The 992-nt window shown below is 73.5% G+C and carries 1 protein-coding gene; it reads right to left on the bottom strand.

Translation table 11 applies throughout. The features are described from left to right. Window positions 1–992: SpnB-like Rossmann fold domain-containing protein (locus V6U77_RS29865; RefSeq protein ID WP_442934544.1), on the bottom strand; the 992-nt coding region annotated here is incomplete at both ends.

Genomic DNA, 992 nt, shown 5'->3' with positions numbered 1-992 from the left:
CGACCCGAAAGCACCACCAAACAGGCCGAGCACGCGATCGCCGGGCCGGAACGCGTCCGACGCCGACTCCACCACCACCCCGGCACCCTCCTGCCCGAGGTCGACGTCGTCGATCAGGTTCAGGACCACGGCCACGTCGTGAAAGTTCAGACCGGCGGCGTGCACCTCCACGCGCACCTGGCCGGCGGCCAGCGGCACCACGTCGGCGTCGCCGGCCACCACGGTCAGGCCGTCCAGCCCGCCGCCGGTGGCGTCGAGCCGCCACGCGCCGGGGCAGAGCGGAAGGCCGGGCTTCGGGTGCACCAGCCCGGGCGCGAAGGTCTCCCCGCGGCGGACGGCGATCTCGGGCAGCGTCGTCCTCAGCGCGGCGGGCGGCGGTGCGTCGTCCTCGCCGAGATCGAGGAGCGTGATGCAGCCGGGGTGTTCGAGTTGCGCCGTGCGCACCAGGCCCCAGATCGGGGCCTGCACCAGGTCGATGTCGTCGCCGTCAACCGTCACCGCGCGCCGGGTCACCACCGCGAGGCGATCGTCCGGGCCCCGGCGGCCGAGCCAGGCCTGGAGGTCCTCCAGCGCGCCGATGATCTGGGCCCGCACGCGCGCGGGAACCGTTTCCCCGGCCGGCGGGGAACAGTCCAGCACGGCGGCCTCGATCAGGTCGGCGTCGGCCGTGAGGTCGATCGGCTGCCAGTCGCGTACCCACAGCAGTTCCTCGGCCTGCGTGACGCGCGCCCGCATGGTCACCTGCCGCACGGTCAGCAAGGGCGCGCCGGTGCCGTCCGCGATCGTGACGCTGGTCCCGCTGACGTGGGTCTGCGTGGCGTCGTCGGTGCCGTGCAGTTCGACCTTATGAAAGGAGTACGGCAGCAGCACGTCGTCGCGGCCGGCCACGACGGGCTGCAGCGCCGCGTCGAGCAGCGCTGGGTGCAGCAGGTAGCCGTCGGAGTTGAGGCCGTCGACCGCGATCTCGGCGTAGTGGTCGCCGTCGTGCTGCC

This window comes from Micromonospora sp. CPCC 205546, from assembly GCF_036902715.1.
In the GTDB taxonomy this organism is placed as follows: domain Bacteria; phylum Actinomycetota; class Actinomycetes; order Mycobacteriales; family Micromonosporaceae; genus Micromonospora.
The sequence above is the reverse complement of the archived record's forward strand: the minus strand, read 5'-3'. Positions and strand labels throughout refer to the sequence as shown.